Source organism: Demequina sp. TMPB413 (assembly GCF_020447105.2).
In the GTDB taxonomy this organism is placed as follows: domain Bacteria; phylum Actinomycetota; class Actinomycetes; order Actinomycetales; family Demequinaceae; genus Demequina.
This window is the reverse complement of record NZ_CP096184.1, coordinates 1,912,093-1,936,751: the sequence shown is the minus strand read 5'-3', so window position 1 is coordinate 1,936,751 and position 24,659 is coordinate 1,912,093. Positions and strand designations below refer to the sequence as shown.

Sequence of the window (24,659 nt, the reverse complement as noted above, 5' to 3'; positions counted from 1 at the left end):
CCCGCCGCCCGGTGCCTCACGACGCTCCGAACCGTTCTGGCGCGCGGCACGCCGCATGCTCGACCGCGCGGGCACGCGAGCCCGGCGCGTCGGCATGGAAACGGTTCGCACTGTCCGGCGGATGTCCGCCAGCGGGCGGCAGCGGAGTCGCGTGGCGACTTGACCGGTAGCCTTGCACTCGTGACTGTGCGCCTGTTTGATACCGCTACCCGTGAGGAGCGCGACCTTGTCCCCGTCGTGCCTGGCCACGTGGGCATCTACTTGTGCGGGCCGACGGTGCAGTCAAGTCCTCACGTTGGTCACCTTCGCAGCGCGGTGGCGATGGACGTCTTGCAGCGCTGGCTTGAGCGGTCTGGGCTGACCGTCACGCTCGTGCGCAACGTCACGGACATTGACGACAAGACACTCACGAAGGCGGCCGAAGCCGGCGCCGAATGGTGGGCGTGGGCACTGCGCTTCGAGCGCGAGTTTCAGGCCGCCTACGCGGCCGTCGGCGTCCTGCCGCCAGCTGCTGAGCCGCGTGCGACGGGGCACATCCCTGAGATTCTCGCGCTCATTGCGCGACTGATTGATCTCGGCCACGCGTACGAGAAGGATGGCTCCGTCTACTTCGACGTGCATGCGTTCGCCGACTATGGCTCGCTGACCAACCAGGGACTCGACGATCTCACGGCGGCGCCGGACGCGCCCCCAGAGGACAAGCGCGACCCGCGCGATTTTGCCTTGTGGAAGGCGCGCAAGCCAACGGAGCCCGAGAGCGCGTCGTGGGACTCGCCGTGGGGACCAGGGCGTCCCGGCTGGCACATCGAGTGCTCGGCGATGGCGCGACGCTTCCTCGGCGACACTTTCGACATCCACGGCGGCGGGCTCGACTTGCGCTTCCCTCACCACGAGAACGAGCAGGCCCAATCCAGAGCAGCCGGATACGGCTTTGCTCAGTTGTGGATGCACGCGGCATGGGTGACCCAGTCAGGCGCCAAGATGTCCAAGTCGCTTGGCAACGGCGCACTCGTCGGTGAAGTGCTCGCGCGCTACCCGGCGCCTGCTTTGCGGCTCGCGCTCGCCCAAGTCCACTACCGGTCGATGCTCGAGTACTCGGACGCCACCATGGACGATGCGACGGCCACCTGGGCGCGGTTGGCAGGCTTTGTGAAGAGGGCCTCTGAACGGGTTGGTTCGCCATCTTTCGACGAGGTGCGTCAGGCAGCGTTGCCAGAGCCCTTCGTTGAGGCCATGAACGACGACCTGGCAGTGCCGCGCGCCCTCGCTCACGTCCACGAGACGGTGCGCGCGGGAAATGCCGCGGCGACGGCAGGCGACACGAACGCGCTCGCGGCCGCCCTGTTGGACGTGCGCGCGATGCTCGATACTCTCGGGCTCGACCCCGCCTCGGACATGTGGGCCGGCTCGGATACGACAACATCGACGGCGATGCGTGCGCTTGACACCTTGGTGCACGCCGACGTTGAGGCCAGGGCAACCGCTCGTGCCACCAAGGATTGGGCGACGGCCGACGCCATCAGGGACAGGCTCGCAGCGGCGGGTATCGTGCTCGAAGACTCGGCAGAAGGCGTGCGCTGGTCGCTCGCGGAGGAGAACTGATGGCAGGCAACCAGAAGCGTCCAGGCGCTACCCGCAGAATCAAGAAGGGCCCCAGCATCGGCACCGGTGGCAAGGGGCGCAAGGCTCTTGAAGGCAAGGGGCCGACGCCGAGGGCCGAGGATCGCCCGTATCACAAGGCGTACAAGGCCAAGCAGGCTTCTGTCGCTGGTGCGGAGAAGCGGGCGGGCGCTCGAGGTGGCGGCCCGCGCGACAGGACCTCCAAGGCGGACGACGTCATCATCGGCCGCAACTCGGTGCTCGAGGCATTGCGCGCAGGGCTTCCCGCGAACGTGCTGCTCGTCTTTGAGCGTGTGGACGCCGACGACCGCATCACCGAGATTGTCTCCAAGGCGGTCGAGCGCGAGATCGAGGTGCGGGAGGTCAGCAAGCCGGTACTGGATCGGATCGCCGACGGCAGCCCTCACCAAGGCGTCGCGCTCGAGGTGGCTCCCTACGAGTATCTGCAGCCAGGCGACCTGCTCGAGGCGCCGAGCCCCATCAGGCTGATCGCTCTCGACGGCATCCAGGACCCGCGCAACCTTGGCGCCATCCTGCGTTCCGCGGCCGCCTTCGGGGCCAACGGCGCTGTCATTCCCGAGCGCCGGGCCGCGGGAGTGACAGTGGCGGCGTGGAAGGTCTCCGCGGGTGCCGCCGCGCGTCTTCCTGTCGCCCGCGCCACCAACCTGGTCCGTGCGCTCGAGGACTACAAGAAGGCAGGGCTCTTTGTCCTGGGCCTCGACGCGGACGGGGATGTCGAACTGGCGGAGTCGAACCTGCTCGACGGTCCGCTGGTGATCGTGGTGGGGGCAGAGGGCGCGGGACTGTCGCGACTGGTGCGGGAGACGTGCGACCAGGTGGCTTCCATCCCGATCTCTGGTGCTACCGAGAGCCTCAACGCGTCCGTCGCCGCCTCAATCGCGCTGTACGAGGCGTCGCGGGCGCTTCAGCGCTGACTCCGGCGGGCCCCGCCCGGCGCTCTAGGACGCCTTGGCTTGCTCGATCAGGCCGAGCGTCACGAAGGCATCGACCAAGCCAGCCTCACCGGGCCCGGCGGCCACGAGGTCGGCGGCTGCGAGCAGCGCAGGGGCGGACCCCGCAATCGCCACTGACGTGCCGGCGAACTGAAGCATCTCCAGATCGTTGGGGCCATCCCCGCACGCGACAACGTCGGCCCGGTGAAGGCCAAGGTGAGCGATCACCGCTTCAATCCCGGTGGCCTTATTGACGCCGGCGAGGAACATCTCCCCAGCGCCCTCCCCGAGATCGTCGAGCGAGGCAGGAATGACGTCCACTTCCGGCCCGATGCGAGCGCCAATTTCACTCAGGAGGACAGGTCCAGCGAAGGACGTCACCTTCGACGGCCGGATGGCGCTCAAGTCCGACTGCACGGTGAGCGCATCGAGAATGCCACGGATTCCGCGTGCGGCGTCACGATTGGAGAGTGCGAGGGCGTGCTCGGTCATGGCGTCGACGACCCCTTGCCTGGTGAACGTGGTCACGGGCGTCTCCATGATGAACATGGCTCCGCTCGCGTCCAGGTGGTGCAGCGCCCTCGCGGTGAGCTCAGCTGAGAAACGCAGGTCGAGCAGCACCTCTCCCTCGTATTCGACGTAGGCGCCGGCCGTGGCGATGAAGCCGTCGAAGCCGGAGTCCAGCACGTGCCGGGGGACGAGGGAGAGGGGGCGTCCAGTGCACAAGAAGACGAGGTGACCGTTCGAGCGCGCGGCGGCGACGGCGTCGGCGTGGGCAGGAGGCACCTCGCCGTGGTGGGCATAGGTGCCATCGAAGTCAAGGAAGATCGCGCGGCGCGCGGATGTGCCGCCGTATGAGGACAGAGTCACGCGGCTACTCGTCAGGGTCGGGTGCTCGGTGCGGGTTGGGTTTGGCGGTCACGGGGATTCGCGTGCTGGCGCGCCGCACTGCCGGAGGCTCCGCGTCGTCAGGTTCAGGCATGCGGCCCCAACCGTGGGTGTTGTCATTTTCGTAGGCGTCTCGCGTCTCGCCATACACGGTGCCCACCTCAGCGGTGAGCGCAGGCAGTTCGGCGGTCATCTCGGCGAGGGAGCGACCGAGGACGGCCTTTTCGTCGGCCTTGGTGGGCAGCACGTTCTTGACGTACGACGCTGTGGCCACCGGCATCGGTACGTCGTGGCCTGCGGATTCGGCAAGATACCAGCGATGTTCCATGATCTCGTGGAAGATCTGCGCTGGCTCGAGCTTTCCACGCAGGTCGCGAGGGACGGCCTTGACGGTGGGCTCGAAGATGTGGGTCAGCCATCTATGGGCGGCAAAGGTCTCCGTGTCGAGGTCATCGGCACGGTAGCTCGCGTATTCGTCCGCGTGAATGGTGCTGAACTCGTCGACGTCGTTGAGCAAGCGTCTGGCCTGGTTCTCCTGCACGTCGAGCCCCGTGAGGCGCAAGAGCCTGCGCGAGTGGTGGCCAGCGTCCACCACTTTGGGACGGATCCGCACGGCCGTGCCGTCGGACGTCTGCTCCATGTCGATCTCGCCCACGTCGAAGCCCATGTCGTTGAGTGCCCTGACGCGTTGCGACACTTCGTAAGGCACGTTGGCCTCGATCGTCTCCGTCTCCGTCAGAGCGCTCCACAGGTCCATGTAGCGCTTGCGGATCCGCTCACCGATCTCGAAAGGATCGATCGCCTCGTCGAGGTCCTCGCTTGCTTGGAGATCGAGCAACTCACCCGTGATGTTCGTGACGGCAATCTCGAGGTCGTAGTCTCGCTGGCCATCGGTGAGGTGGTCATGCATGTCGCCCGTCTCGGCATCCACGAGGTATGCGGAGAACTCCGAAGCGTCACGGCGAAAGAGCGCGTTCGAGAGGGACACGTCGCCCCAGTAGAAGCCGTTGAGGTGGAGCCGCACCAGCAGCACCGACAGCGCGTTGATGAGCCGCTTGACGGTGGACTTGCGAAGGCCCTGGCTGAAGAGGGCTCGGTAGGGCAAGGAAAACGCGAGATGCTCTGTCACGAGGGCGGCAGAGAGCTCGTTGCCCGCGCCATCGACCCGGCCTGCCACCACGGCGATGGGCCTGACGCAAGGGGCTCCCATGCGGCGCAATTCGCTGAGCATCGAGAACTCGCGCTGAGCGATCTCGGGATTGGTCTCCTTGATGGCCAGGACCCCGTCGCCGTAACGCACAAACCGGACGACGTGACGCGACAGGCCGCGAGGCAATGCGGCAATGCGGTCTTCTGGCCAGACCGTGAGCGGAATGGACCACGGAAGATTGATCAGCGACGCGTCGGCTGTACCTGTGATGCGCAATGGCATACCTCAAGGGTAGGGGGTGTCGAGGGTGCCACTACCCCCCGGGCGCGCAAAGGGGCGGCCCGGAGAACCGGACCGCCCCTCGGCGTGAGTCGTGAATTACTTCTTAGGCGAAGCCTTGGTGGTCACGCCGCCGCTGCTCAGGCGTGCGCCGGAAGCTGCGGAGAACGTGTGCTGCTCGCCCTCGCGAATGGTGACCCAGATGGTGTCACCCTTCTTGGGAACGTCGCGGGGGTCGATGCGCACGACCATCTGCGAGTCGCCCGCTGCGAAGTGGATGTCCTTGCTGTCACCGAACTCGTTCGGCACTGAGCCGTAGACGAAGGCGTCCGATCCGAGCTCTTCCACCACGTCGACCTCGACGGGGATGGCGCCCTCGGCGTTCGGGGCCGAGCGGTCGAGGGACTCGGGACGGAAGCCAAGCACCACGTGGTTCTTGTCTTCGTCCTTGAGGCCAGCGAGCACGTCGCGGCTGAGCGGAACCTTGCCGCGGCCCACCTGTGCGGCACCGTCGAACACCTGGTACGTGCCGATGTTCATGGCGGGGGAGCCGATGAAGCCGGCAACGAACACGTTGGCGGGGGTGTCGTACATGTCGCGCGGCGTGCCCACCTGCTGGAGCACGCCGTCCTTCATCACGGCGATCCTGTCGCCCATGGTGAGGGCCTCGACCTGGTCGTGCGTGACGTACACGGTCGTGACGCCAAGGCGACGCTGGAGAGCGGCGATCTGGGTACGGGTCTGGACACGCAGCTTGGCGTCAAGGTTCGACAGCGGCTCGTCCATGAGGAACACCTGGGGCTGACGCACGATGGCGCGACCCATGGCAACACGCTGGCGCTGACCACCGGAGAGGGCCTTCGGCTTGCGGTCAAGGTACTCGACGAGGTCGAGGATCTTGGCGGCTGCTTCGACGCGCTGGCGGATCTCGGCCTTGTCGACCTTGGCGATCTTGAGCGCGAAGCCCATGTTCTCCGCCACGGTCATGTGGGGGTACAGGGCGTAGGACTGGAACACCATGGCGATGTCGCGGTCCTTCGGCTGCACGTTCGTCACATCGCGGTCGCCCACCCAAATGGCGCCTTCGTCAATGTCCTCAAGGCCTGCGAGCATGCGCAGTGAGGTTGACTTTCCGCAACCGGAGGGGCCGACGAGAACGAGAAATTCTCCGTCGGCGATGTCGATGTCCAACTGGTCGACCGCGGGGCGGTCGGTGCCTGGATAAATCCTGGTGGCCTTGTCATAGGTCACGGTTGCCATTGCTGGTCCCTTCACCGGCAGGTACGTGCCGGACGATCCGTTGTGAAGAGCGCCTGTGCGGTGTCCACACTGACACTTGCCGACGCATCAGTGCGGCGGCCCTCTTATGGTGCCACAACTGGGCCGGGACTGGGGACCGAGATTCTGTGCGTGCGAGCGTGGCAGCGGTAACGTGATGCCATGGCCCGCCGCGCACTCGACCCAGGTGTGAGCATCGGCGGATACGTCGTGGAGCGTCAACTGGGCGCTGGAGGCTCCGGCGAGGTCTATTTGGTGCGCGACGGCGCAGGCAATCCGGCGGCGCTGAAGCGGGTCGATGCTCAGCACGACGAGGTCGCCGCCGAGCGATTGCGTCGCGAGGTCCGGGCCCTTATGGCGATCCGCCACCCGGCGGTGCCGCGCGTGCGAGACGCCGAACTCGAAGAGGACGAGACGTTCGTGGTGTTCGAGTTCATCGAGGGCGAGAGCCTCGCGGCAGAGGTGGCCGAACGCGGACCGCTCGTGGGTGAAGACCTCGCTTTTTGTGCGGAGCGGATCGCCGGAGCGCTCGAGGCCGCTCACGCCGCAGGGTTGGTGCACCGCGACGTCACGCCGTCCAACGTGATGATGTCTCCCGCAGGAGCCGTGCTGATCGACTTTGGCTTGTCACACCGGGAGGACGACGACCGCCTCACCAGGGAGGGCCTTGTGAGCGGCACCTCCGGTTACGTGGCGCCTGAGGTGATCGACGGAGTCGAACCCGGCATCGTCGCCGATCGCTGGTCGTGGGCGGCGACGGTCGCCTACGCCATGACCGGCGAGGCTCCGTTTGGCACGGGCAACTCGGCGATTCGCCGCACCTTGCAGGGCAAGTGGAAGGTTCCCGAAATCCAGGGTGCCCACGCGCTCGCCGCCGCCCTTGATCGCGATCTCGACGCCCGCCCAGGCATGAGAGACGTGATCGCCGCCTTGCGCGGAGCGACGACGGTGCTACCGCGTGAGGCCGTGCCAGCGACGACGGTGATGCACAGCGCGGACGACGCCCCTGGCGGCACAGCGGTCCTTCCGGTCGACGTCGGCTGGCAAGGCGACGACGCTGACGGCGGGGCCGACGGTGACGGTAGCTGGGACGACACTCAGACGTTGGAGGACGGTTCAGGGGAGGATTTCGATCAGTTCCTCCTGTCGCCCTCTGACGAGGTGGTTGAAGACGTAGAACTCTCGCCACGCCGCCCCGTCTTGGTGGTCGCGTGGGCGGTGGCCGCGTCGGCGGGGGCGATGCTCGCGCCCATCGTGACCGCGGCCATCATCACGTTGGCCGCCTTGATCGCTCGGACCGTGTTCCAGCGCTCCGAAGCGATACGGCAGGCGCGCGCGAGGCGGGGCGAGCGGCGCATGGACGCGCTCCTTCATACCGTCGGGGTTCCGTGGCATGTTCTCAGGGCATTCGTCGAAATGCTGCCCTCGTTGATCGCGGCCCTCGTGATCGGTGTCGGGATCGGTGCGCTCGGGTGGTGGCTGGTGTCGAGCGGCGCAGCCGCACCAGAAGGCGCCGACGCGCAGGCCTGGGGCCATGCCATCGCACTGGCGATCGGCGCGCTCGCGTTCGTGGGCGCCCTGTGGTGGGGCTTGTGGTCATGGCGGACCCGAGAGGGCGCCTACCGCGTGGCAGAAGCGCTTGCGCCGACGACGGGAGTAAGTGCGGCCTGGATTGTTGTTGCGCTGATCGTGACAGGGTCATTCGTGGTTGCCGTCTACGTGGGCGCCGATCCTTGGTGGTGGCCATTCCCGCAAATCCCGCAAGTCATGGGTTGACGGTGCGGTCTGTTGCGGTGTGAGAGGAAACTCGCATGCCATGCAGCGCGTTGAGCCGACGAACAAGGAGAACGTGATGTCAGAAACCGCGACGGACGAGCGCACCGCATCAACACAGCGATGGCGACTCGTCCAGCCGTGGATCAGCTTGGTGGTCCGGCTCGCGATGGCTGGCATCTTGGTGGCGGCGGCCCTACCCAAGATGATGGAGCCAGACGAGTCCGTGCGCGCCGTGCGGGCCTACCGCCTCCTGCCGGAAGCCGTCGTGCCGTTCGTGGGCACCGCACTGCCATACCTGGAACTGGTGCTCGCGCTCGTGCTGATCGTTGGCGTCTTCACGCGTCTTGCGTCGGTCGCATGGCTCGTGATGATGGCCGCCTTCACGTTTGGCGTCGCGTGGGCGTGGTCACAGGGCTACAGCATCGACTGTGGATGCTTCGGCGGCGGCGGCGACATCGCCGAGGGCACGACCGACTACCCTGGCCACATGCTCGAGCGCGCGGGATTCATTGCGCTCGGCGTTTTCCTGCTTGTGTTTCCCCGTACACCCCTCTCGCTCGACGCGTGGATGCGCGGCGAGCCGCTGGTCGCCACGAGCCGACCCGAATAAGGAGTCTCCGCATGGCAAAGAACGTCCAGGGATCTGACAAGGTCGCCGACGCCAAGAAGAAGGCGCAAGCGCAAGTGCGCGCCCAGGAGCGCCGTACGGCGCTGATTTGGGTCGTCGTCGGCGTTGTCGTGGTGGCGCTGTTCGCCGCCTTGGTCTCGTATGTCGTGCGTCAGGGGCAAGTGGCCGACGTCGGTTCGGGCGATCAGTTGACGCCAGCCGTCGCCACGGAGAACGGTGGATTCCCGATCGGCACCAGCGGCGTCGTCGGCGAGGAACTGGACGACAGCCGCGTGCAGGTCGACGTCTACCTCGACTTCATGTGCCCCATCTGTGGTGTCTTTGAAGAGTCGCAGGGTCCAGTGTTGGAGCAGTTGCGCGAGGACGGCACTGCGGACGTCTACTACCACCCAATCTCGATTCTTGACCGATATTCGCAGGACACCGAGTTCTCGACGCGTTCCGCCTCGGCCGCGGCGCTCATCGCTCAGGAGTCACCAGAGAACTTCTTGAACTTTGTCGAGGCGATGTTCCTCAACCAGCCTGCGGAGAACACCACCGGCTTGACCGACGCGGAGATCCAAGAGATCGCGCGCGTTGCGGGAGTGCCAGACGACGTGGTGGCGAAGATCCCCGACCACGCCTACGCCGCATGGGTGCGCAGCGCCACCGAGCAGGCAAGCATCGACGGCATGAAGGGCACGCCCTCCATCGCCATCAACGGCGAGATGCAGGACCCGCGCGCCAACCCCGATGATCTGAACTGGACCGAACCCGGCGCCCTGCTGAGCGCCGTTCAAGAAGCAGCGAACGAGTAGCGGCCCAGCGGGTCGAGAGGGGGGAACCATGGCCAAGTCCACAGGGGCATCGTCGGCGGTAGCGGAGGCGAAGCGCGCGGCGCTAGCCCAAGCGCGGGCGCAATCGCGCAGGCGAGCGGTGGGGTGGAGTGTCGCGGGCCTGGTGGTGGTCGCTCTGTTCGTTGCGCTGATCGCGTACATCGTCCGGCAGGGCGATGTGAGCGAGGTGGGCGGCGAAGGACAGCTCGACCTAGCGGTGGCGAGCGACAATGGCGGCATCCCCGTGGGGGCGGAGGGCGTCGTTGGCCAGGATGTCGACCCTTCGCGCGTGCGTCTTGACGTCTACTTCGACTTCATCTGCCCCGCGTGCGGAGGCTTCGAGCAGATGCACAGCGAGACGATGAGCGAGCTTCGCGCCGAGGGCATCCTTGACGTGTACTACCACCCGATTGCGACGCTCGACCGCACCTCTCTTGGCACCAAGTACTCGACTCGTGCCGCGTCCGCCGCCGCGCTTGTCGGGGCCGAGTCGCCGACTGAGTTCCTGGCGTTCATGGAAGCAATGTTCGTCAATCAGCCTGCCGAAGGCACCGAGGGCCTCACCGATGAGCAGATCCAGGCGATCGCCAGCCAGGTGGGCGTTGCCGACGTGGTGGTCGCACGCATCCCCGACCACGAGTACGAGTCGTGGGTACGGGTGTCGACCGAGACCGCTCGCGAAGATGGCCTGCTGTTCACCCCCACGATCGCGATCAACGGTGAGATGCAGAACCCTCGCGACAACCCCGGCGACTTGAACTGGACAGTCGAAGGTGCCTTCGAGCAAGCCATCCGTGACGCGGACGGCGGGGAGTAAGTCGGCCACGACCCGGGTACCCTTTTCTGGTGCACTCGCATGCACGCTGGCATGGCGCAATTGGTAGCGCACCCGACTTGTAATCGGGCGGTTGCGGGTTCGAGTCCCGCTGCCAGCTCTGTATGACGTCACTGTTCTGTGACGCCACCGTGGTGTGACGTCACAGTCCAGCTTGCCTATCCCTTGACGGCCGACGACGCGAGGCTCTGCACAAAGAAGCGCTGGAACGCCACGAAGAACACCAGCACGGGCAACACGAGTAGCGCCCCGAACGCGAGCACCTCGCCCCAGTCGACCGGCATCTGGCCAGAGAAGACGCTGAGCTCAAGCGGGAGTGGCCGGTAGGTGGGATCGGAGACCACCAGCGAGGGCCACAAGTACTGACCCCACGTGGTGAGGAAGGTCAGGATCGCGACGGTGGCGAACACTGGCTTGGCGGAGGGGACCGCGATGCGCACGAAGGTCCCGAAGGAGCCGAGGCCGTCCAGTCTTGCGGCCTCTTCAACGTCCTTGCTGAGCCCAAGGAAGAACGTATAGAACAGGTAGATCGAGAACGCGTTCGCGAAGAACGGGAGGATCTGGACGAGCAGGGAATTGCGCATGTCGTTGAGCATGAAGAGCAGCGGGATCGCCACAGCCTCGAAAGGAACGATCACGAGGGCGACCACGATGAGGAAGGCCTTGTCGCGACCGCGCCACGAGAGCCTGGCGAACGCGTAAGCGGCCATCGAGTTGATGACCAAACCCACGACGACGACCGCCGCCGAAATGACGATCGAGTTCGCCATGAATCGCCAGAAGTACCCTGTGCTGTCCGAGGCGAGCGAGTCGAAGACGGAACGGTAATTGTCGAAGCTCAAGTTCTCCGGCACGAATCCTCTCAACCCACCGAGGACGTCGGCCGTTGGCTTGAAGGATCCGACGAGAAGGTAGTACGCAGGCGCGACATACACGGCCGCAAGAACGGTGAGGATGACGTAGCTGCGCGCCGTACGCCACCGGGACGTGCGAAGGCTGCGTTTGCGGGTGGTGGTCATGGGGTTCACGCCTCGCTCTCTTGCCTGATCAGACGCCGTTGAAGGATGGTGATCCCCAGCACGATGGCGAAGAACACGACCGTGATGGCGGATGCGCGCCCCAAGTTGTTTTGGTCGAAGACGCTCGTCGTCGCCTGGTAGAGCACCGTTTGGGTGGCGGCCTCGTTTGCTCCGCCGGACGTGATGAGGATGTAGACCTGGTCGTACACCCTGAACGCGAGAATTGACGTGAGCAGCACCACGAAGATCAGGGTGTTGCGGAGCCCAGGAAGCGTCACATACAGAAACTGCTGCCAGCGGTTGGCCCGGTCAAGTTGTGCCGCTTCGTAGCGTTCTTGCGGAATCTCTTGGAGCCCGGCAAGCAGGATGATCATCTGGAATCCGACCCCTTGCCAGATGGACAACAAGATGATGGAGGGGAGCGCCGTGGTCGGGTTTCCTAGCCAGTCTTGGGCTTCCACCCTGCCGAACGTGATGACGTCCACGATCGAGTTGAGGATGCCGCCCTCGGAACGGGCGAGGATGAGTCGCCAGATCACTGCGACGAGCGCCATGGGGAAGATGACCGGTAAGAAGAACAGGGCGCGAAAGATCGAGATCCCTTTGAGACGTTGGTTGACGAGCATCGCGAGCCCGAGCGCGATCGCCGTTTGCACAGGAATGACGACGGCGGCGAACGTGACGTTGTTGCCGAGCGCCCGCCAGAACTCGGCGTCGTCAAAGAGCCGCGTGAACTGAGTGATACCGATGAAGTTGGGGGAGCGCGGCGAGTTCAGTTGCGCGTTGTGGAAGGACAAGAAGACGGCCACCAAGAACGGGGCGGCGACAAAGACGATGAGCCCGACGATTCCGGGCGCCGCCATCGCGACGCCGGGGAGCTCGCGCTTGCTCCAGGGAAGTCGACGCTTCTTGGGACCTTCAAGAGTGGAGTTCGACATCATTGCCTCTCCAATGTCCGCAGCGGGCGGTGGGGCCCGCTGCGGACATTGTGCTCGGTCTACTCGTAGTCGTTGTTGTCCGAGAACGACTGATCGATCGCGGTAGCCGCGTCGGTGAGTGCGGACTGGACGTCATCGCCCGTTGCGATCGCCGCGAGGGCTGAGGCGAACTCCGACGTGATGACCGGGTAACCAGCCGTGAGGGGTCGCAACACGGTGACGCAATCGCTCGTGATCGAGTCCGCGTTGCAGCCGGCCTCCAGTTGCTGCCCCCACAGTTCGAGCGGTCCGCCTGGGCTGTAGAGAGCGTCCGCAGCCAAGGCTGATTCGGTTGCCGGCGGCGCGCCGTTGGCCGTCGTCATGGCTTTCACGTTCTCGTCATTGAGCAGGTAGTCAAGGAAGGCACCAGCCGCGGCCCCCTGGTCAGTGGTGGAACCCATGCCCCACGTCCACGAGCCGGCGCCACTCTTGGTGCCGGTGCCCATGTCTGGCAGCGGCAGGATCACGAGATCGTCGCCCAGCGCTTCGCTATATCCGGGGTAGAGCCAGTGCCCGCACCAGCTGATCGCTACTCGCCCCTCAACGAGAGCAGCGTCGTCTTCGTCGGGGTCGACGTAGGGCATCCAACTCTGGAAGGCCTCCAACGCCGCGACGGACTCGGGGCTGTCGATCACGCCGGAGGCCTTGTTGTCGGCAATCAGGTTTCCTCCTGCCGACTGCAGGAGTGGCGAGAACGCATACGTTCCCCACTCGCCGCCCAGCCCATAGTTCTCCTTGATGTCGAGCGCGTAGCCAGAGTCGTTCGCTGCCGCCAAGGTCTCGAGTGCTGAGAGGAACTCGTCGGCCGTCCACGCGCTGTCGATTGAGTCGGGATAACTCACCCCTGCCTCGTCGAGCATCGCGCCGTTGGCGCACAGGCCCAGGCCAGAGTTGAACTGCGCAAGAGCGTAGAGAGTGTCGTCAACTGTTCCCTGGTTCACGTTGCCGACGGTCGCGTTGTCGATCGTCTCTTGCGACACGTAGTCGCCGATCGGCGAGACCTTGGCGTCGTACACGAAGCTTGCCAACGTCGGGCCGTCGAGCTCGAGGACGTCTGGTAGGTCGTCGGCAGAGGTGGACTGAATGGTGGTGGTGTAGTCCGCCTCTGGAACCAGCGTGAGGTTGACCTTGATGTCCGATTGCGACGCGTTGAAATTCGCAACGGCGTCTTGGAGGGCAGCAAATTCGCTGTCCTTGCCCTGGTGGGCCCAGACCTCGATATCGCCGGTGCCGTCGCCGGCCTCCGATGTCCCGCCGCCGCCCGAACTGCATGAGGCGAGCAGCATTGCGGCGCCTGTGACTGCGACAACGCTGGCGCCCGTCATCCTGCGGTGTTTCATGATGATTCCTCCTTGTGTGGCTTGGTTCCGCCCTCAATGCGGGTGAACCCAAGATCTGATCCGATGGCTAGGTAGCCATCGCTCGTCAAGGTCAGTGGCAATGGGTCGCTGATCGCGCCGACGAAGTCCTCTCCCGAGCCGGCATGGAACCCGAGGAGTTGTGGCCGATGTCGCCTGTCGAACACCACGCGGCCCGAGTAGAGCGACTCGTCGTGCAGGAGTCTCGCTGCCGACGTATCGCAGGGAAGGCCCGGTCCATCGACCGGCAGGCTCCAAATCCCGCCGCGGTGGCCTGCGTCTTTGCGCGCGCTCGAAAGCGCCGACGTGGGACACGAGAACACCAACACCCATTGGCCTTCAACCTGCACGATTTGTGGAACCTCAAGGTGGGAGAAACCAGAGCCCGGCTGGCTGAGCGGCGGCTGCACGTCCCACGTCTCCAGGTCTTCCGACACCGCGAAGCCGATGACGCCGCGGTCATCGACAGCGCCGTGGTTGGCGCGCGCAGTGACGTACATGACCCATCGTTCGCCGTCGTACTCAACCCACGGGTCTCGCCATGCCTCTTCGCGCCACTCGGAAGCGTGCAGCAGTTCGTACCAGCGAGCATCGGCGCGCACGACAATCTGTTCGCGACGCCGCCACGTGTCCAAGTCGGCCGAACTCGCCGCAAGGATTGTCTCGACGTTCGCGCCAGGGCGAGCCTCGTCCGGGAATCGACTGCCCGTGTAGAACATCGTCCAGCGGCCTTCATGTGACACCACGCAGCCGGTCCAGCAGGCGGTGGCGTCGTCGTGATCGCCACCAGAGGCCGACAAGACGTTGCCGCGCACGGACCAGCTGACGAGATCGGTCGACACAGCGTGATCGATCCTCGCGTGTCGGTGGCGGAGATCTTCGCCATGAAGGGAGTCCGGCGCGTTCAAGTAGTAGAGGTGATACTGGTCGCCGTCGTCGGCAATCCAGAAGTCCCAGACCCACCGGCCGTCAACGGAGAGCATGACGCTCCAGCCGTCGTCGAGGCACTGATGGGCTGCACGGTTTTTCCACGTCGCGACTCCTCATTAGTCCGGCAGACGCGGCCACTCTTCCCGACGTCGTCGTCCGGTCAATCGGTTTACCAAACTCAGTAGAGCACCGCCTGCGGTCGTTGGCAACCGCGCTAGATCACGGTGATGTAACGATTGATCAGGTCAGGTGTATCGCTTTACCTCCCGCAGGTGAGCCCTCCGTGGCCGATAGACTAAGAGTGAGTCAGGGAGGTGACGGGTGGCTGACAAGAGAGTCACGCTCGCGGATGTAGCGGCGCGAGCAGGCCTGTCAATCAGCGCCGCCTCGCTCGTTCTCAACGACAGGCCAGGCATTCGCATCTCTCCTGCGGCACGAGAACGCGTGAGGATCGCGGCGCGGGACCTCGGCTACCGGCCCAACTTGGCGGCCAGGACTCTGCTCACGTCCCGCTCCGCCACCATCGGCTTGATCTCGGACTCGGTCACCACGCGACCGTGGGCCAGCGCCCTGATCCTCGGCGCCTTGCGCGAGGCGCACTCCCGCGATCACATCCTTCACATCGCCGAGACGGGCACCGATATCGCCACGGCTGCCGAGGCGCTCGATTCCTTCCTCGACAGGTCGGTTGACGGCATCATCTTCGCGGCGTCCCGCGCGAGGGAGCTCGACTTGCCGGACCGCTCGATTCCTGTCCCCTTCGTCATGCTCAATGCGACGTCGGCGGCGGGGGACGCTTGTGTTCTGCCCGACGAGTTCGAAGCGGGCAGGGCGATCGCGGGCGTGTTGGCGGACGCAGGAATCCGTGAGCGCATCGTCGTGCTCGGACGGGACATTGGCGCACCGCCAGACTGGGTGGACACTTTGACGGTGCGGCGGCGCACTGCAGGCATTGCGCAAACGGTGGAGGAGCACCGTGTGCAGCTCTCTGCCCAACTTCCGCTCTCCGTCTGGGAGCCGGAGCCGGGGTACGAAGCGATCGCGAACCTCATTGACCGCGGCGAGAGGTTCGATGCCATTATCGCGATGAACGACCGCTTGGCTTTCGGTGCCTATCAGGCGATGCTCGAGCGAGGTCTTCGCGTGGGCCACGACGTCTCTGTTGTCTCTTTTGACGACGACGAGTTCGCGCAGTTCGTGCGACCAGGGCTCACCACTGCTGCGCTTCCCTACGAGACGATGGGCGGGCTTGCCGCCCAACTGATCCTGACGAACGCCACCCAGCCGCAGGAGCACCTCATCCCCATGCCCGTCATGCATCGCGGGTCGGTCCGCGGCCTGCCGACGTAGTCGACCACCTCCCCCACAACTGGGGGGTGCGTGTGACGGATGCTACACGCGTAGGATTCTCCAGTGCCTCGCCGCGTTCGCGCGCTAGTGCCGGACGCCCTCTGCTCGGTGTGCGTACGGCAGATGTGGACAATTCCACATGCTTGCCCGCGCAACACACCTGTGTGACATATCTCACAATCTGAGGCATCGACGTCATATGTGGGGCATTTGTGCCTCTCAAGTGTCGGAAATATCACACCGATGACTCTGTCGATGGGAATCCATGACCCGCGTTGCGGGGCGCGCTCGGAAGGGGGCGCGTCCTGTTCGCACTACGAAAGGAAAGCCACACATCATGGCGAAGAAGAAGAACTCACGTAAGGCACTCGCTGTCGCACTCGGCATCATGGGCGTTGCCGGCCTCAGCGTTGCATCCGCATCGCAGCTGACGCTGAACGTCAACGACGACAACATTGCCGTCGGCACGAACACCTTCGCGGCGGCTTGCGACGATGCAGTCACGATCGACTACACGTACGACCTTCCGACGGGCAAGTACACCAACCTGGTGATCAGCGACATTGACGCTGGCTGTGTTGGCAACACTCTCGAGTACACGCTGAGCGACGACTCGCCGGCAAGCATCGTCTCGGACACCGTGACCGTAGTTGCCCCCGTTGCGCCTGCAACGACCTCCACCGTCACTGTCAGCATCTCGACGGTCGACCTGACCACGACGCTCGGCTCGATCGACGTCGCGATCTACTAAGAACGACCGCGCAAAGGACGTAGCGAGCGAGCGACGTGAAGATTCGACAATGGCTTGATACCGGCGAGTGGACCACTCGCCGGTATCTGTCATTGATCGGATCAGTGCTGATCTGGCTCGTCGTTGCGATCGACGCATGGTTCCTCTGGCCCACACAGCTCGGAGGAGCGACGTCAATCGTCATCGTGTCAGGGCGATCGATGGAGCCCACGTACTTCGATGGCGACCTGGTTATTGCACGTGACATGGAGCCGAGCGTCGGCGACATCATCATCTACGCGCCTGAGGGACTCGGAGGGTCTCAGGTCGTCCACCGCATCATTGGCGGCAACGCCGACGAGGGCTGGCAGATGCAAGGCGATAACAACGACTTCGTCGACCCCTTTACGCCGCGGGGCGAGGAGGTCAAGGGCGTCGTATTGCTCCATTACTCGAACTTCGGGCGCGTCACGGTTCTCCTCCTCAACCCCATGGTGTGGGCCTTCGTTTTGCTCGCAGCAATGGTGCTCATGCTCTGGTACACGGGCGATGACTGCGACGACGACGATGACGAAGACGATGATCGTAAGAACCGAGACAGCACCGACGGTGATTCTGAATCGGAAGAGGAACCCGATCTGCTTGACCGCGTGGTGGAAGGCACCGAGGCGGCCCTCGCGCGCATGGCTGCTTCCGTTGCGCGCACAGTAGTTGCCGCCTTCGCCCTGGCGACGCACGCACGTCGCGCGCCCCGTCACGCTGTTGGCTCGCCGCGCCTCGCCGCTCCCGCATATCTCCGCGGCGCAGGCGTCGTCGCGGTGCTAGGACTCGTGGCGGTGTTTGGCCCGTCGATCGCTTCTGCTTCTCAACTGGCGGTCGTCACCTCAGGCAACACGGCTTCGATGGAGTACTCCATCTGTGCAAGCCAAGCGCTGAGTGCTTCCCCGAGCGGCACGCCGTCCGGGGGCTCCTACTCGGCGGTGCAAGTGACCGGCTTCGCGGCGCCATGCATCGGGGAATCGGCACAGGTCTATCTGTACTCGTCGACGGGAGCGCTGTTGGCGTCTGGCGCCGTCACGTCGACCTCAGCCAGCACCGTCTTTGCGACGTCGGTTCCGTACACGGGCAGCGCGGTTGCATCAGCGATTGTGAAGATCGACGGCTGGGTGTTCGTTGCTACCTGGGTTCCGCCTGTCTCGACCCCGTCGGTGTTCTGTGTACCCGTGAACAATGGCGGCAACGTACCCAAGGGTGGGACCTGCACCGTGTCCACCCCGAGCATCACGACGTGGAGCTCAGGCGGGTATGAATGGGCGAATGTGTCGATGACCGTGACCTCGTCTCACTCAGATGCACGCGTGACTCTCGACTTGTCGCGCTACCCGTTCCCTGGCTGGACGCCCGCGTCGATCAACGGCAACGGCGACTTCCGGATTGCGACGCTGCCGAGCCCTGCGTACCAGTGCTCTCAACTGCCCATCGTTGAGTTCAACAGGAACACCAACAACGGCTCGTGGACCTTGTACTTCCAAATGACGACACAGCCGAACGCGTTCCCATGGTCGAGCGGCGCCGCTCAGGTGTGTAGCTGAGGGTCGTGCCGCGGCCCTAGGCGACGCGCCACGTGATGGGCTCGGCCCCCTGCTCCTCGAGCAGCGCGTTCGTTAGAGAGAAGGGTCGCGATCCAAAGAAACCGCGCGAAGCACTCAGCGGGCTCGGATGAGCGGACTCGATGAGTGGGACGTCGCCCAGCATCGGACCGAGTTTCTGTGCATCGCATCCCCACAAGATGGCGACGAGCGGTCCGCCGCGTTCGACGAGAACGCGGATTGCGTGCTCCGTAAAGCCTTCCCATCCATGACCGCGGTGCGAGCCCGGTTGGCCGGGCCGGACCGTCAAGCATCTGTTGAGAAGCATGACGCCCTGATCGGCCCACGGCGTCAGGTCACCCGTGGTCATGGTGTCCCCGGTGTCGGCCGCGAGTTCGCGCGCGATGTTCGCGAGTGAGCGAGGCATGGCGCGACCGCGGGGCACGGAGAAGGACAAGCCCATGGGGTCACCGGGAGTCGGGTAGGGGTCCTGGCCGACGATCAGCACCCTCACGTCGGCAAGGGGGCGAGTGAAGGCATTGAGAATCGCCGACGGAGCTGGCAGGTAGGCGCGCCCGTCGGCAAGTTCGGTACGAAGGAACGCGCCGATGCTTGCCAAGAGTGGTGCGACGGGCTCTAAAGCGTCCGCCCAGTCGGGGGCGATGTGCTCGCGCCATGCGTCGGTCATGGCCTCAGGGTATCCACGCTGACGCACCGTTCGGCGGGGGTCATGCCACGAATGACAACGGTGTGATTCGCGGGTACTCTAGCCACATGTCCGCGGTCTCAGTTCACGCCTCACGTGCCGATGTCGCGCCTCTGAGCGAGCGCGACGCGCAGATTCTCGCGTTCGAGCGCCAGTGGTGGAAGTTCGCAGGCTCCAAAGAGGACGCCGTGCGAGAGAATTTCGGCATGTCGGCGACCGAGTACTACCAGGTGCTGAACGCGCTCATTGACTCGGAGCAGGCGCTCGCTCACGACGCCATGCTCGTGAAGCGCTTACGTCGCATGCGATCGTCCCGTCAGCGCGGACGCGCGGGTCGGGTCGTAGATGCCGCTCGCCAGCGGTAACGTATCCCCGTGCCAGAGTTCCCTCCGGATGAGTTTGATGCTGCCGCCGACGAGCGCGGCCCCGTGGGCGTCCACCGGAAGCGCAAGAGTTGGGTGTGGGCGGTAGCCGCTCCTTTGGTGATCTCCATCGCCGCAGGCGCTCTGGCCTACGGAGTCGTCGTCTACCTGTGGCGGGCGCAAGGCAACGATGGCGTTCCCCCGCTCGACTCCATCCCGCGAGCGACGATCACCGCGACTCAGGCAGAAACGCCCGAGGTGACGACGTCGCCATCGCCGTCGCCTGAGCCCTCGGAGACTCCAAGTCCCACGCCGACGGTCGAGCCAGTGCAGTTCGGCGCGCCGGTGGTTGTGCTCAACGGCGCCGGTATCTCTGGCCTCGCGGGCGCGAATCAAGAGAAGCTTGCCGCTGCGGGATTCACCGCCGCGACCGCAGACAACCTGACGGGGACGAAGCCTGCGAGCAATACCGTGAGGTACTCGGATGCGAGCCTCGAAAGCACTGCTGCCAAGGTGGCGGAGGTGCTGGGGATCACCACTGTCGAGTTCGGCGTCGTCCCTGAGGGCAATCTCGCGGTGCTGCTGGTGACGGACCCTGCCGCATAGGCGACTTCACGGTGCTCTTCGCCGCCCGCGAAAGTTCGCCTTGCCATTTGCACTCTCAGGGGGAGAGTGCCAAAATCGCATTAGCACTCGCACTACGAGAGTGCTAAGACTTCGGCGCCAACGATGAGGCGCTCAGGCGATGTGATGTGAACACCGCCGCGAGCGTCGTCCGTCGCGGGCATCAGCGGCGCCACAACCCATCGAAAGAGGAACACACACCCATGGCAAAGATCATTGCCTTCGATGAGGAGGCCCGTCGCGGTATGGAACGGGGCATGAATGCCCTGGCCGATGCCGTGAAGGTCACCCTCGGTCCCAAGGGCCGCAACGTGGTGCTCGAGAAGAAGTGGGGAGCCCCCACGATCACCAACGATGGCGTTTCCATCGCCAAGGAGATCGAGCTCGACGAGCCCTTCGAAAAGATCGGTGCTGAACTGGTCAAGGAGGTCGCCAAGAAGACGGACGACGTCGCAGGCGACGGCACCACCACCGCCACCGTTCTCGCCCAGGCCCTCGTAACGCAGGGTCTGCGCAACGTTGCCGCCGGCGCCAACCCGATCGCCCTCAAGAAGGGAATCGAGAAGGCCGTCGAGGCCGTCACGCGCGAACTGCTCGCGGCCGCCAAGGACGTGGAAACCAAGGAAGAGATCGCCGCTACCGCTGGCATCTCCGCAGGCGACCCCGCCATCGGCGAGCTCATCGCTGAGGCCATGGACAAGGTCGGCAAGGAAGGCGTCATCACCGTCGAGGAGTCCTCGGCGCTTGGCCTCGACCTCGAACTGACCGAAGGCATGCGCTTCGACAAGGGCTTCCTTTCCGCCTACTTTGTGACCGACTCCGAGCGTCAGGAAGCCGTCCTCGAGGACGCCTACGTGCTGCTGGTCGAGAACAAGATCTCGAACATCAAGGACCTGGTCCCTGTGCTCGAGAAGGTCATGCAGACCGGCAAGCCGCTCGCGATCATCGCGGAGGACGTCGAGTCAGAGGCCCTCGCGACGCTCGTGGTCAACAAGCTCAAGGGAACGTTCAAGGCAGTTGCCGTCAAGGCTCCCGGCTTCGGCGACCGTCGCAAGGCGATGCTCCAGGACATGGCCATCCTCACGGGTGGAACCGTCATCTCCGAGTCGGTGGGCCTCTCGCTCGAGAACGCCACTCTCGACCTGCTCGGTCAGGCCCGCAAGGTGGTCGTCACCAAGGACGAGACGACCATCGTCGAGGGTGCTGGCAACGAAGAGCAGCTCGCCGGGCGCGTCAAGCAGATCCGTGCCGAGATCGAGAACTCTGACTCCGACTACGACCGCGAGAAGCTGCAGGAGCGCCTGGCCAAGCTGGCCGGCGGCGTGGCAGTCATCAAGGCCGGAGCGGCGACTGAGGTCGAGCTCAAGGAGCGCAAGCACCGCATCGAAGACGCCGTACGCAACGCGAAGGCCGCCGTCGAAGAGGGCATCGTCGCCGGTGGTGGCGTCGCGCTCATCCAGGCAGGCATCAAGGCGTTCGCCACTCTCGAGCTCGAGGGTGACGAGGCAACCGGTGCTCGCATCGTGGAGATTGCCGTCTCTGCGCCGCTGCGCCAGATCGCCATCAACGCAGGCCTTGAGGGCGGCGTTGTGGTCGAGAAGGTCAAGGGCCTCCCAGTGGGTCACGGCCTCAACGCCGCGACCGGCGTGTACGAGGACCTGCTCGCCGCTGGCGTGAACGACCCGGTCAAGGTGACGCGCTCTGCCCTGCAGAACGCTGCCTCGATCGCGGCCCTCTTCCTCACCACGGAAGCGGTCATTGCCGAGAAGCCAGAACCCCACGGGTCGATGCCTCAGGGCGGCGGCGACATGGGTGGCATGGGTGGCATGGGCTTCTAGGCCCTCAGCTCATACCTTCGACGGGCCCCGAGGAGAGATCCTCGGGGCCCGTTGTTTTCTCGCCACCACGACACGGCACCGCGCGCCGCGGCACTCCGCCGCACGCCGCCGCACTTCGACGCGCCGCACCCCGACGGTGCGAACCAATCCCAGCCGCGCCACTCCGGGAGGGTCCGTGCGCCGGAGGCTCGCCTCGGCGTGTCGCCCACTGCGACGGTTCGGACTGTCGGGGTTGGGGTCTAGCAGAGGCCCGGTTCCGGCTCAGCTCTGGCCGTGCCCCCGACCCGTGCCGAACACTGGTGACCGCGCGAGTGCGCGACACGCCGACGCTGGGCGCGCGATGCCGCGTGTCGCTCGCCCGAGCGGTCACAACTGTTCAGCGGCGCAGTCCCGGACGGGGTTTGCTGGCGCAAGTCCGGCGGGCGTTGAGCGGGGCTGAGGAGGCTGGTCACAGCTGTTCAGCGGCGCTGGGCCGCGGTGACGCGCAGACCGGAGGCCCGCAAGCGCCGCACCAACTCCCGCCCATCCACCAGTTGCGCGCCTGCCGCGATCAGGCGGTCGTGCATCTCTTCTGGAACGTCGTAGTGGTCCAGGTCGAAGCCGCGTTCGGGGATGCCCATCGACCGCGCGAACTCGTGCAACTCGCCGAGCGAGGCGTCGGAAACGAGGTGCCCCCACACGCGGCCGTGGCGGCTCCATAGCGGCGGATCGATCAGAATGGTCATGCGAGCGACCCTAACCCGCGGTCGGCTTCTGCTCTCCCTCGCTCGTGTCGGCCTCGGTGTCTCCACCTGCAACTGCACCGGAATCTGCCGCCGGGAGCGTCACGGTGATCAGGGCGCCGTCGCCAAGGTCGGCGGCCTCCACCGATCCGCCATGGGCGGTCACGATCGCCGAAACAATCGCCAAGCCGAGACCCGAGCCCCCTGTGTCCCTCGTGCGCGATTCGTCTGCGCGGTAGAAGCGTTCGAAGAGCCTCTCCACACTTCCGTCGGGGAACCCTGGGCCGTGGTCGCGCACCGTGACAGTCACCGCATCGCCGGATCGGTGCGCGCTCAACTCAATAGGCGAGCCTGACGGCGTGTACCGCAACACGTTGCCGGTCAGGTTGGCGAGCACCTGGCTCAGATGCCGCGGCGAACCCTTGACCACGCATCGTCCGCGTGAACCGGCGGTGACCGTGCGAGCTGGATCCTGGGCGCGAAGGTCCTCGGCCGCGTCATTGACCAGGGCGGAGAAATCCACGCGCGCGTCGGCCGTGAGCTGGGACGCGTCCTCGTCCGACCGCGCGAGCAGGAGCAGGTCGTCCACGAGGTCCGACATCCTGGCGGCGTTCGCCTCGATCCTGCCGACCGCGTCGCCGCGCTCATCCGCGCCGATGCGGTGCAACTCGGCATAGCCTCTGATGGCGGCGAGCGGTGTGCGCAACTCGTGTGAAGCGTCGGAAACGAATCGACGTAGCCGCTCCTGAGTCGCCTCCCCTTGCGCAAGGGCGCCATGAAGGCGATCGATCATGACGTTGAGTGACGCGGCGAGCGAGCCAGCCTCCGTCGACCCTGGGTATGCGGGGACACGGCGTGTGAGGTCCCCTTGCGCAATGGCTGCGGCCGTCCGTTCCGCCTCACCTAGGGGCCGCAGGGACCTGCGGGTCGCCCAGGCCGCGAGACCGGCGGCGAGCACTGCCACCACCACGCCGAGAACGATGATTCCTCGCCTCAAGACCTTGGAGGCGTCACTCGTGTCGCGCAGCGGGATCATGACGGCCACGGTCTGACCGCCGCCGCCGATGGGGCGCACCACGACTCGCCAGGCCTCGCCTTGCGCGCGCGAGGTATACGGCTCCGACGTGTCCTCCCTGAACGTCACGTCAGGCACCGGTCGCCCGTCGTTGAGTTCCTGCGTCAGGTCGCGTGCGACGGAGCCATCAGCGCGCAGGACTGCGACGATGACGTCACTGCGCGGACGCAAGGCGTCAACCGAGTTGGCGCGTCCGGCGCCGCCCATCTCACGCAGCACCGTTCCAGGACGCTCTTCGATCACGGAGACGGCGTCTTCGAGTCGGCGATCAATCTGCCCCACCAGAGTGCGATTGAGGAGGGCCAACGCCGCCGCCCCCAGCACGATCTCCGTCAACAAGACGAGCACAAGTGCAATGCCTGGAATGGTCCACCGCAACGGCCAGTTGGTCATGAAGGGGCCTTCAACACGTAGCCGACGCCGCGCTTGGTATGTAACAGAGGCACGTCGAAAGGGGTGTCAACCTTGCGGCGCAAGTACGACACATAGGTTTCGACGATCGCGCCGTCAGAGTTCCCTCCGTAGCCCCATACCTCCTCCAGAATCCGAGCCTTGCTGAGGACCGTCCCGCGGTGTGCCATGAGGTACCGCAGCAGCGCGAACTCGGTGGGCGTGAGATCGAGCGGAGTGCCAGCTCTTGTCGCCTCGTGTGCGTCCTCGTCGAGGACAAGATCGCCGACGCTCAGCACCGACGTATCGTCGACGGTTGGCCGTGCGCGGCGCAAGATCGCCTCGATCCTTGCCGCGACCTCGGCGAGCGAAAAGGGCTTGGTGACATAGTCGTCGGCGCCGACAGTGAAGCCTGTGAGGGCATCTTCTTGCGCGTCGCGCGCCGTGAGGAACAGGACAGGGACATCGTCGCCCCTGGCTCGCAGTTTTCGCACCGTGGTGAAGCCGTCCATCGCGGGCATCATCACGTCCATGACGACCAAGTCTGCGGTGGTATGCAGGAGGTGATCGAGGGCAGCTCTTCCCGACGCGACGGCCACGGTCTCGTACCCCGCGAAGGTCAGCGACGTGGCAAGGAGGTCGCGCAGGTCTGGCTCGTCGTCGACCACCAGGATGCGAGCGCGCTGCTGGGTCATGCCTCTAGTGTGGCGCTCAACGCTGGGAGAACCCTGAGAAGCACGCCCGTGCGCGCGCCGTCGCCCTTGTAG

Annotated in this window: 23 protein-coding genes and 1 tRNA gene; 13 read left to right on the top strand and 11 right to left on the bottom strand. The window is 65.3% G+C overall.

All coding sequences use genetic code 11. The annotated features are described in order from the left end of the window. The first annotated feature begins 180 nt into the window (after nucleotides 1-180). Together cysS and rlmB are read left to right on the top strand one after the other, a co-directional pair. Nucleotides 181-1,602 carry a cysteine--tRNA ligase gene (cysS, locus tag LGT36_RS09300; RefSeq protein WP_226095071.1) on the top strand — a complete coding sequence of 474 codons (1,422 nt, stop codon included), beginning with the start codon at nucleotides 181-183 and terminating at the stop codon, nucleotides 1,600-1,602. Further along, entirely contained in the window at nucleotides 1,602-2,555 is a 954-nt protein-coding gene (gene rlmB, locus LGT36_RS09295; protein WP_226095070.1) for a 23S rRNA (guanosine(2251)-2'-O)-methyltransferase RlmB, read from the top strand. The genes cysS and rlmB overlap by 1 nt, the downstream gene beginning before the upstream one ends. Nucleotides 2,556-2,579: 24 nt before the next feature. Here rlmB and LGT36_RS09290 read toward each other — a convergent pair whose 3' ends face one another. The 3 genes from LGT36_RS09290 to LGT36_RS09280 all read right to left on the bottom strand — a co-directional run bounded on the left by LGT36_RS09290 (nucleotide 2,580) and on the right by LGT36_RS09280 (nucleotide 6,150). Beyond that, entirely contained in the window at nucleotides 2,580-3,443 is an 864-nt protein-coding gene (locus LGT36_RS09290) for an HAD hydrolase family protein (protein ID WP_226095069.1), read from the bottom strand. 4 nt (nucleotides 3,444-3,447) lie between these two features. Further along, entirely contained in the window at nucleotides 3,448-4,893 is a 1,446-nt protein-coding gene (locus LGT36_RS09285) for a DUF4032 domain-containing protein (RefSeq protein ID WP_226095068.1), read from the bottom strand. Nucleotides 4,894-4,989: 96 nt separating this feature from the next. After that, nucleotides 4,990-6,150 (bottom strand): ABC transporter ATP-binding protein, encoded by a 1,161-nt coding sequence (locus LGT36_RS09280; RefSeq protein WP_226094737.1) that lies wholly within the window; start codon nucleotides 6,148-6,150, stop codon nucleotides 4,990-4,992. A gap of 180 nt (nucleotides 6,151-6,330) precedes the next feature. On the opposite strand from LGT36_RS09280, the gene LGT36_RS09275 reads away from it, so the two are divergent. The 5 genes from LGT36_RS09275 (at nucleotide 6,331) to LGT36_RS09255 (ending at nucleotide 10,322) form a co-directional block, all read left to right on the top strand. Beyond that, nucleotides 6,331-7,944, top strand: coding sequence for a serine/threonine-protein kinase (locus tag LGT36_RS09275; RefSeq protein WP_226264591.1), 1,614 nt, complete (start codon nucleotides 6,331-6,333; stop codon nucleotides 7,942-7,944). A 76-nt stretch (nucleotides 7,945-8,020) separates the two neighbouring features. Further along, nucleotides 8,021-8,554 (top strand): MauE/DoxX family redox-associated membrane protein, encoded by a 534-nt coding sequence (locus LGT36_RS09270; RefSeq protein WP_226264590.1) that lies wholly within the window; start codon nucleotides 8,021-8,023, stop codon nucleotides 8,552-8,554. Between the two features lie 11 nt (nucleotides 8,555-8,565). Further along, nucleotides 8,566-9,369 (top strand): thioredoxin domain-containing protein, encoded by an 804-nt coding sequence (locus LGT36_RS09265; protein ID WP_226095241.1) that lies wholly within the window; start codon nucleotides 8,566-8,568, stop codon nucleotides 9,367-9,369. A gap of 28 nt (nucleotides 9,370-9,397) precedes the next feature. Then, nucleotides 9,398-10,204 (top strand): thioredoxin domain-containing protein, encoded by an 807-nt coding sequence (locus tag LGT36_RS09260; RefSeq protein WP_226095242.1) that lies wholly within the window; start codon nucleotides 9,398-9,400, stop codon nucleotides 10,202-10,204. A gap of 45 nt (nucleotides 10,205-10,249) precedes the next feature. Beyond that, nucleotides 10,250-10,322: transfer RNA gene (locus tag LGT36_RS09255), tRNA-Thr, on the top strand. Nucleotides 10,323-10,380: 58 nt separating this feature from the next. Here LGT36_RS09255 and LGT36_RS09250 read toward each other — a convergent pair. The 4 genes from LGT36_RS09250 to LGT36_RS09235 are packed head-to-tail and all read right to left on the bottom strand — an operon-like array spanning nucleotide 10,381 to nucleotide 14,559. Beyond that, nucleotides 10,381-11,241 carry a carbohydrate ABC transporter permease gene (locus LGT36_RS09250; protein WP_226095243.1) on the bottom strand — a complete coding sequence of 287 codons (861 nt, stop codon included), beginning with the start codon at nucleotides 11,239-11,241 and terminating at the stop codon, nucleotides 10,381-10,383. 5 nt (nucleotides 11,242-11,246) lie between these two features. Beyond that, on the bottom strand, nucleotides 11,247-12,182 hold the full coding sequence (locus tag LGT36_RS09245; RefSeq protein ID WP_226095244.1) for a carbohydrate ABC transporter permease: 936 nt from the start codon (nucleotides 12,180-12,182) through the stop codon (nucleotides 11,247-11,249). A 56-nt stretch (nucleotides 12,183-12,238) separates the two neighbouring features. Continuing rightward, nucleotides 12,239-13,558: an extracellular solute-binding protein gene (locus LGT36_RS09240; RefSeq protein WP_226095245.1), complete on the bottom strand. Its 1,320-nt coding sequence runs from the start codon at nucleotides 13,556-13,558 to the stop codon at nucleotides 12,239-12,241. Beyond that, on the bottom strand, nucleotides 13,555-14,559 hold the full coding sequence (locus LGT36_RS09235; RefSeq protein ID WP_226095246.1) for a glycosyl hydrolase family 32: 1,005 nt from the start codon (nucleotides 14,557-14,559) through the stop codon (nucleotides 13,555-13,557). The genes LGT36_RS09240 and LGT36_RS09235 overlap by 4 nt, the downstream gene beginning before the upstream one ends. Before the next feature lie 268 nt (nucleotides 14,560-14,827). On the opposite strand from LGT36_RS09235, the gene LGT36_RS09230 reads away from it, so the two are divergent. The 3 genes from LGT36_RS09230 to LGT36_RS09220 all read left to right on the top strand — a co-directional run bounded on the left by LGT36_RS09230 (nucleotide 14,828) and on the right by LGT36_RS09220 (nucleotide 18,178). Next, the gene (locus LGT36_RS09230; RefSeq protein WP_226264589.1) at nucleotides 14,828-15,856 is read left to right on the top strand and encodes a LacI family DNA-binding transcriptional regulator; all 1,029 of its coding nucleotides are present in this window, start codon (nucleotides 14,828-14,830) and stop codon (nucleotides 15,854-15,856) included. Between the two features lie 337 nt (nucleotides 15,857-16,193). Beyond that, nucleotides 16,194-16,607, top strand: a complete 414-nt coding sequence (locus LGT36_RS09225) for a hypothetical protein (protein ID WP_226095802.1) — start codon at nucleotides 16,194-16,196, stop codon at nucleotides 16,605-16,607. Between the two features lie 35 nt (nucleotides 16,608-16,642). Further along, entirely contained in the window at nucleotides 16,643-18,178 is a 1,536-nt protein-coding gene (locus tag LGT36_RS09220) for a signal peptidase I (RefSeq protein WP_226095801.1), read from the top strand. Between the two features lie 16 nt (nucleotides 18,179-18,194). On the opposite strand, the gene LGT36_RS09215 is transcribed toward LGT36_RS09220, so the two are convergent. Then, the gene (locus tag LGT36_RS09215) at nucleotides 18,195-18,863 is read right to left on the bottom strand and encodes a uracil-DNA glycosylase (protein WP_226095799.1); all 669 of its coding nucleotides are present in this window, start codon (nucleotides 18,861-18,863) and stop codon (nucleotides 18,195-18,197) included. Between the two features lie 86 nt (nucleotides 18,864-18,949). Between LGT36_RS09215 and LGT36_RS09210 the strand changes: the two genes are divergently transcribed. The 3 genes from LGT36_RS09210 to groL all read left to right on the top strand — a co-directional run bounded on the left by LGT36_RS09210 (nucleotide 18,950) and on the right by groL (nucleotide 21,705). Next, nucleotides 18,950-19,246, top strand: coding sequence for a DUF3263 domain-containing protein (locus tag LGT36_RS09210; protein WP_226095797.1), 297 nt, complete (start codon nucleotides 18,950-18,952; stop codon nucleotides 19,244-19,246). 9 nt (nucleotides 19,247-19,255) lie between these two features. After that, entirely contained in the window at nucleotides 19,256-19,849 is a 594-nt protein-coding gene (locus tag LGT36_RS09205; protein ID WP_226095796.1) for a LytR C-terminal domain-containing protein, read from the top strand. A 221-nt stretch (nucleotides 19,850-20,070) separates the two neighbouring features. Then, nucleotides 20,071-21,705: a chaperonin GroEL gene (gene groL, locus LGT36_RS09200; protein WP_226095795.1), complete on the top strand. Its 1,635-nt coding sequence runs from the start codon at nucleotides 20,071-20,073 to the stop codon at nucleotides 21,703-21,705. A 458-nt stretch (nucleotides 21,706-22,163) separates the two neighbouring features. Here groL and LGT36_RS09195 read toward each other — a convergent pair whose 3' ends face one another. From LGT36_RS09195 to LGT36_RS09185, 3 genes are read right to left on the bottom strand one after another with little or no spacing between them, the layout of a single operon-like run. Further along, complete coding sequence (locus tag LGT36_RS09195; RefSeq protein WP_226095794.1) at nucleotides 22,164-22,430, bottom strand: DUF4031 domain-containing protein; 267 nt, start codon at nucleotides 22,428-22,430, stop codon at nucleotides 22,164-22,166. A gap of 10 nt (nucleotides 22,431-22,440) precedes the next feature. Further along, nucleotides 22,441-23,895, bottom strand: coding sequence for a HAMP domain-containing sensor histidine kinase (locus LGT36_RS09190; protein ID WP_226095793.1), 1,455 nt, complete (start codon nucleotides 23,893-23,895; stop codon nucleotides 22,441-22,443). Further along, nucleotides 23,892-24,587 (bottom strand): response regulator transcription factor, encoded by a 696-nt coding sequence (locus tag LGT36_RS09185; protein ID WP_226095792.1) that lies wholly within the window; start codon nucleotides 24,585-24,587, stop codon nucleotides 23,892-23,894. The genes LGT36_RS09190 and LGT36_RS09185 overlap by 4 nt, the downstream gene beginning before the upstream one ends. Between the last annotated feature and the right edge of the window lie 72 nt (nucleotides 24,588-24,659).

Bases quoted from the DNA above. Each gene is read 5' to 3' on its own strand.
- LGT36_RS09285 (WP_226095068.1), bottom strand. From the start codon at position 4,893: ATGCCATTGCGCATCACAGGTACAGCCGACGCGTCGCTGATCAATCTT.
- LGT36_RS09260 (WP_226095242.1), top strand. From the start codon at position 9,398: ATGGCCAAGTCCACAGGGGCATCGTCGGCGGTAGCGGAGGCGAAGCGC.
- LGT36_RS09225 (WP_226095802.1), top strand. From the start codon at position 16,194: ATGGCGAAGAAGAAGAACTCACGTAAGGCACTCGCTGTCGCACTCGGC.
- LGT36_RS09250 (WP_226095243.1), bottom strand. From the start codon at position 11,241: ATGACCACCACCCGCAAACGCAGCCTTCGCACGTCCCGGTGGCGTACG.
- LGT36_RS09270 (WP_226264590.1), top strand. From the start codon at position 8,021: ATGTCAGAAACCGCGACGGACGAGCGCACCGCATCAACACAGCGATGG.
- LGT36_RS09275 (WP_226264591.1), top strand. From the start codon at position 6,331: ATGGCCCGCCGCGCACTCGACCCAGGTGTGAGCATCGGCGGATACGTC.
- groL (WP_226095795.1), top strand. From the start codon at position 20,071: ATGGCAAAGATCATTGCCTTCGATGAGGAGGCCCGTCGCGGTATGGAA.
- rlmB (WP_226095070.1), top strand. From the start codon at position 1,602: ATGGCAGGCAACCAGAAGCGTCCAGGCGCTACCCGCAGAATCAAGAAG.
- LGT36_RS09235 (WP_226095246.1), bottom strand. From the start codon at position 14,559: ATGCTCTCCGTTGACGGCCGGTGGGTCTGGGACTTCTGGATTGCCGAC.
- LGT36_RS09215 (WP_226095799.1), bottom strand. From the start codon at position 18,863: ATGACCGACGCATGGCGCGAGCACATCGCCCCCGACTGGGCGGACGCT.
- LGT36_RS09280 (WP_226094737.1), bottom strand. From the start codon at position 6,150: ATGGCAACCGTGACCTATGACAAGGCCACCAGGATTTATCCAGGCACC.
- LGT36_RS09240 (WP_226095245.1), bottom strand. From the start codon at position 13,558: ATGAAACACCGCAGGATGACGGGCGCCAGCGTTGTCGCAGTCACAGGC.
- LGT36_RS09195 (WP_226095794.1), bottom strand. From the start codon at position 22,430: ATGACCATTCTGATCGATCCGCCGCTATGGAGCCGCCACGGCCGCGTG.
- LGT36_RS09245 (WP_226095244.1), bottom strand. From the start codon at position 12,182: ATGATGTCGAACTCCACTCTTGAAGGTCCCAAGAAGCGTCGACTTCCC.
- LGT36_RS09185 (WP_226095792.1), bottom strand. From the start codon at position 24,587: ATGACCCAGCAGCGCGCTCGCATCCTGGTGGTCGACGACGAGCCAGAC.
- LGT36_RS09265 (WP_226095241.1), top strand. From the start codon at position 8,566: ATGGCAAAGAACGTCCAGGGATCTGACAAGGTCGCCGACGCCAAGAAG.
- LGT36_RS09210 (WP_226095797.1), top strand. From the start codon at position 18,950: ATGTCCGCGGTCTCAGTTCACGCCTCACGTGCCGATGTCGCGCCTCTG.
- LGT36_RS09190 (WP_226095793.1), bottom strand. From the start codon at position 23,895: ATGACCAACTGGCCGTTGCGGTGGACCATTCCAGGCATTGCACTTGTG.